Annotated in this window: 4 protein-coding genes and 1 pseudogene; 3 read left to right on the forward strand and 2 right to left on the reverse strand. The window is 69.7% G+C overall.

Annotated elements, in window-relative coordinates; all coding sequences use genetic code 11:
* Both GOHSU_RS16060 and GOHSU_RS16065 read right to left on the reverse strand, forming a co-directional pair.
* A pseudogene (locus tag GOHSU_RS16060) lies at positions 1 to 297 on the reverse strand (hypothetical protein); the annotation flags it as partial.
* Positions 294 to 1,088 carry a hypothetical protein gene (locus GOHSU_RS16065; protein ID WP_005944397.1) on the reverse strand — a complete coding sequence of 265 codons (795 nt, stop codon included), beginning with the start codon at positions 1,086 to 1,088 and terminating at the stop codon, positions 294 to 296. The gene GOHSU_RS16065 and the pseudogene GOHSU_RS16060, both read right to left, overlap by 4 nt.
* Positions 1,089 to 1,182: 94 nt before the next feature.
* On the opposite strand from GOHSU_RS16065, the gene trmB reads away from it, so the two are divergent.
* The 3 genes from trmB to GOHSU_RS16080 form a co-directional block, all read left to right on the forward strand.
* Complete coding sequence (gene trmB, locus GOHSU_RS16070) at positions 1,183 to 2,022, forward strand: tRNA (guanosine(46)-N7)-methyltransferase TrmB (RefSeq protein ID WP_005944399.1); 840 nt, start codon at positions 1,183 to 1,185, stop codon at positions 2,020 to 2,022.
* Positions 2,019 to 2,681: an NYN domain-containing protein gene (locus GOHSU_RS16075; protein ID WP_005944402.1), complete on the forward strand. Its 663-nt coding sequence runs from the start codon at positions 2,019 to 2,021 to the stop codon at positions 2,679 to 2,681. The genes trmB and GOHSU_RS16075 overlap by 4 nt, the downstream gene beginning before the upstream one ends.
* A gap of 95 nt (positions 2,682 to 2,776) precedes the next feature.
* Positions 2,777 to 5,403, forward strand: a 2,627-nt coding sequence (locus GOHSU_RS16080) for an MMPL family transporter (RefSeq protein WP_005944406.1), incomplete at its 3' end; no start/stop codon positions are given.

The raw sequence follows: 5,403 nt of genomic DNA on the forward strand, positions 1-5,403 counted from the left end.
GGCGGCCAATCGCTGCGGCCAGCCGGCGTCGGCGCCCGCCCCCACCCCGGCCAGGGCGACCGGGGCGCCGAAGGTCTCCAGCAACTGCAACAGCCCGGCTTCGGCGGAACCGGCCGCTGCCGACAGGTCCACCGCCAGGATCGCCGCGCGCGGACACGGCGGCATCGGCGCCTCTGGCTCGGGCCCGAGTCCGGGATCGTGAGCGCAGACCAGCTGCACCGGCTCCGCCAGCACCTCTGCCAGGCCGTGCACCAGCGATTCGGGTCGCGCCCCGGCGGTGCCGGCCACCAGGATCATCCCCGCACCCCCTGCTGCAGTTCGGTTTCCAGCCGGTCGCGCTGCTCGCCGGCGGCCGCCAGCAGCGTCAGCGCCCGCCGGTAGCGGCGCTGCCGGTTCGCTGCGATCGTCGGACCGTGCGCACGGATCGGGGCGATCAGCGCGCGGAAACCACTGCGGGCACGCAGCAGGGCGGTCAATGTCTGCGGTCCGGTATCGGAACCACCGGCCGCGTGTGTCAGCCCCGCGGCCAGGCCGGTCGGCCCCAGCGCAGCGAAGGCGAGTGTGCGCCGCCGGCGTTCGTCGTCCTCGGGATGTTCAGTGAAGGCCACCGCCAGCGGCGGGACCGTCACCTGCGCGGCCGACCAGCGGCGCAGATCGGCCCACAGCCGCGGGTCGATCCGGGCACCGGCCAGCAGGGCCGAGACCGGATAGACCGGACGCTGCAGCGTCTGGACGGCGTGCGTGGCCAACGCCGCCGCCACCGTCGGCGCGGCGGCCGCTGTCCCGCGCAGATCCGCCTTACCGGCCACGACGAGCACCGGCGTATGCACCTGCGCCAAGAACTCCCGGTCGCAAGCGCGCACCTGGGCGCCGAGGACGTGCACCAGTAGATCGGCGCCGGAGCGGTCTTCCCACGACGTCTGCGGCCCGAGACAGCGCACCCCGAAGCACGTCGTCAGCGCCGCGGCCATGGTGTCGCGGCCGGTCCCCGGATGGCCGCTGACCGCCAGCGTCAGCGGTCCGCGTCGCTGCTGCGCCGCATCGACGCGACCCGGTCCGGACGGTGTCCTGGCATCGCTGTCCCCCATGCTCGCCTCCCCCGCGGCGGCCTCCCCCGAAGCCGATGGTCAAACGGTACTCGTACGCCCCGGATCGGGTGCCGAATACCGCGAACCGCCCCGGATGCGCGACGATGGTCGGGTGAACACCGACGCCACCGCCGGTCCGCCGCACGACACCGACCGCTCGCGCCTGTATCCGCGGGTCACCAGTTTCCGGTTCCGCCGGGGCACGCTGACCCCCGGACAGCAGCGCAACTGGGAGCAGTTATGGCCCTCGCTGGGCCGCGATCTGCGCACCGGTCCCGACCGCGCCCAGGAACCGCCGCTGGATGCCGCGGCCTGGTTCGACCGTCAGGCCCCACTGATCGTCGAGGTGGGCAGCGGCACGGGTGTGGCGACCGCGGCGATGGCCGCCGAGGAGACCGACCACGACATCGTCGCCGTCGAGGTCTATCAGCCCGGCCTGGCGCAGCTGCTGGGGCTGGTCGACCGCGCCGGCCTGACCAATGTACGCATGGTCCGCGGTGACGCGACGGTGGTGTTCACCGAACTGCTCGGCCCCGACAGTCTGGCCGGGGTGCGGGTGTTCTTCCCCGATCCGTGGCCGAAGGCCCGGCACCACAAGCGCCGCTTCCTGCAATCGGGGACCCTCGAGCTGATCGCCGACCGGCTGGCCCCGGGCGGGATCTTGCACATCGCCACCGATCACGCGGACTACGCCGAGTGGATCGCCCGTCTGCTGGCGACCCAGGACCCCGCCCGCCCGCATGTGATCCCGTGGACCCGCACGCCCGAGCAGCCGCAGCCGCCTATCCTGACCGAACGTCCTACCACGAAATTCGAGGGACGCGCCGACCGGGAGGGTCGCCTGGTGAACGAGTTCGTCTACGTCAAACCCCGCGATGCCGGTCCGGCGGCCGAGGCCCGCCCGGATGCTGAACAGAAGGGAACGCAGGTATGACACCCGCCGACTTCCCCGACCGGCCCGGCGCCTCCGCCGCCGACACCGCCTCCCGGGTCCTGCTGGTGTGGGATGCCCCCAACATGGACATGGGGCTGGGCGGCATCCTCGGCGGGCGGCCCACCGCGGCCCATCGGCCCCGCTTCGATGCCCTCGGCCGCTGGCTCCTGTCCCGCACCGCCGACATCTCGGCGACCAGCGACGAACCGGTGGAGCCCGAGGCCACCGTCTTCACCAACATCGTTCCCGGCAGTGCCGAAGTGGTGCGTCCCTGGGTCGATGCCCTCCGCAACGTCGGCTACGCCGTCTTCGCCAAACCAAAGCTGAGCGAGGACAGCGACGTCGACCAGGACATGCTCGATCACATCGAGCTGCGCCGGCACACCACCGGCCTGGCCGGCGTGTTCGTCGCCTCCGCCGACGGTCAGGCCTTCCGCGAGCCTCTGCTGGAGCTGGCACGCGAAGGTGTTCCGGTGACCGTCATCGGCTTTCGCGAGCACGCCTCCTGGGCGGCGACCGCCACCGAGATCGAGTTCATCGACCTGGAGGACATCCCCGCCGTCTTCCGCGAACCGCTCCCGCGGATCAGCCTCGATTCGCTGCCCGACGACGGCGCTTGGCTCACCCCGTTCCGATCGCTGACGACCCTGCTCAAGTAGGCCGCACTGCCTTTTCTCAGTTCGACCTGAGAGAATGCCCAACGGGATTCGTCGTCCCGAGCAAATGCCAGGCCGCCCCGGAGGAAGGAACCCGCGTGTTCGGATCCATCGGCTCATTCGTCTACCGGATGCGCTACACGGTCATCGCCGTGCTCATCGCACTGATGGGCGGACTGGGCATCTATGGTCTGGGACTCCCGAACCATCTGTCGCAGAGCGGCTGGTTCGACCCGAACTCCGAGTCGGTCCACGGCTCGATCATCGCCGACACCGCACTCGGCCGCGACCACAAATCCGATGTCCTCCTGCTGGTCACACCCCCGGAGGGCACCTCGATCGACGACCCCGAGTTCGGGGCGAAGATCGAAGAGATCGTCGACGACGTCGTCGCAGAGCATCCGGGCATCCTGAGCCGCGACGCCCCGTCCGGGCCCGACGATATGGAACACGCCGGCCTCATCGACCCCTTCCCGGCCGGCCAGAACGGCGCCGACGAGCTCGCTCAGCAGATGAAGCGGGACCGGATGTGGAATCTGGAGGCCAACCGCGGCTTCGTCTCCATCGGCGTCGCCGGCAACGACGACACCACGATCCTGGCGAACTACAAGACCATCCAGCCCTCGTTCGAGAACCTCTCCGAGCGCTACGACATGCCCGGCACCACCTTCCAGCTGGCCGGTCTGCAGCCGATCGCCGGCTCGATGAGCCTGGGGATGGAAGACGACATCCGCCGGGCCGAGCTCATCGCGCTGCCGATCGTGGCCCTGATGCTGCTGTTCGTCTTCGGCGGCGTCATCGCGGCCATCCTGCCCGTCTTCATCGGCGGCCTGACCATCGCCGGTTCGCTGGGCATCATGACCCTGCTGGCCCAGGCCACCGAACTGAACGTCTTCGCCCAGTCGGTGGTCACACTGATCGGTCTGGGTATCGCGATCGACTACGGCCTGTTCATGGTCAGCCGCTTCCGGGAGGAGATCGCCGCCGGATACACCACCGAGGCGGCCGTCCGCCGATCGGTGATGACGGCCGGACAGACGATCGTCTTCTCGGCGACGATCATCGTGGTCGCCCTGGCCTGTGTGCTGATGTATCCACAGGCCTTCCTGCGCTCGGTGGCCTACGGCGCCATCGCCTCGGTGAGTCTGGCGGCGGGGCTGTCGATCACCGTGCTCCCGGCGATCCTGGGCATCCTCGGCCGTCGCATCGATGCCTTCAGCGTTCCGTTCCTGCGGCGCACCAAGACCCGCGAGGAGATCATCGACGGTTTCTGGGGCAAGCTCGCAGGCTGGGTGATGAAGCACCCGCTCAAGACCGCGATCCCGACGGTGCTGCTGCTGCTGGCGCTGATCATCCCGTTCGGCAACATCGTCTTCGGCGGGATGAGCGAGAAGTACCTGCCGCCGTCGGATCCGCATCGGGTCGCTCAAGAGGACTTCGACCGCTATTTCCCGGCCGAACGCACCGAGGAACTCAAACTGGTGATCCTCTACGACCAGGATGATCCCGAGGCCGAGACCAAGATCCAGACGATCGCCGCCGAGGCCAACCAGATCCCCGGTTTCACTAAGAAGTTCTCCACCTCGCCCGACGAGGGCGGGCTCGACGGCGTCTACGAGGCCGGCAGCAGCGAATGGGGTGTGACGCAGATGTCGGCCGGCCTGGTCGACCGCGACACCGCCGCCGAGGCGATCCGCGAACTGCGCGATATCGATCCGCAGGGTCTGACGGTCTATGTGGCCGGCACTCCGGCGCTGACCCAGGATTCGATGGACACCCTGATGGGCAGGCTGCCGCTGATGGCGGTGTTGCTGGTCCTGGTCACCGGGCTGCTGATGTTCCTGGCCTTCGGATCGATCATCCTGCCGATCAAGGCCGCCCTGATGTCCGCGCTCGGCCTGGGTTCGACGCTGGGCATCTTGACCTGGATGTTCGTCGACGGTCACGGCTCCGGCCTGCTCAACTACACCGCCGGACCGCTGTTCGGCGCCGTGCTGGTGCTGATCATCGCCATCGTCTACGGCTTGTCCACCGACTACGAGATCTTCCTGATCTCCCGCATGGTCGAAGCCCGGCAGAACGGGGCCACCACCACCGAGGCGATCCGCGAGGGCACGGCACTGACCGGCCGGATCATCACCGCCGCGGCCGCGATCCTGGTGGTCGTCACCGGCGCCTTCGCCCTGAGCAACATCGTGCTGATGAAGTACCTGGCGTTCGGCATGATCGCCGCGCTGATTCTGGACGCCACCGTGATCCGCATGCTGCTGGTGCCCTCGGTGATGAAGCTGCTCGGCGACGACAACTGGTGGGCGCCGCAGTGGATGCTCAAACTCCAGCGCAAGATCGGCCTGGGCGAGACGGTCCTGGAGGACCAGCCCGAGCTGAAGGATCCGGCGCTGGTCCCGGCCACCGCGGCGGTCACCACCAGCGCCGGAGGTGTGGTCGCCGGCGCCCAGGCAGAGACCACCCAGTTGCGTGTCCAGCGGCCCGACGACACCCGTCCGGCCGCCGGACAGGCCGAACCGCGGGGGCGTCGTTCGCTGTCGCTGCCCGGCCGCCGGCGCAGCGAGGCACCCGCCGACTCGGCACCGACCACCGAGGGCCACCTCGACGATCTGATCGACGACGGCGCCGCGCAGCCGGCCGGTAGCGCACCCGCCGTCGACAGCCCGGCCTACCGCAGCGCTGCACCCAGCGGCGTCGGACCGGGCACCTCGCCCGG

The sequence above is a fragment of the Gordonia hirsuta DSM 44140 = NBRC 16056 genome, assembly GCF_000333015.1.
GTDB lineage: Bacteria > Actinomycetota > Actinomycetes > Mycobacteriales > Mycobacteriaceae > Gordonia > Gordonia hirsuta.

Excerpts from the sequence above, each read along its gene's own strand:
- GOHSU_RS16065 (WP_005944397.1), bottom strand. The coding sequence starts at position 1,088 with ATGGGGGACAGCGATGCCAGGACACCGTCCGGACCGGGTCGCGTCGAT.
- trmB (WP_005944399.1), top strand. The coding sequence starts at position 1,183 with ATGCGCGACGATGGTCGGGTGAACACCGACGCCACCGCCGGTCCGCCG.
- GOHSU_RS16075 (WP_005944402.1), top strand. The coding sequence starts at position 2,019 with ATGACACCCGCCGACTTCCCCGACCGGCCCGGCGCCTCCGCCGCCGAC.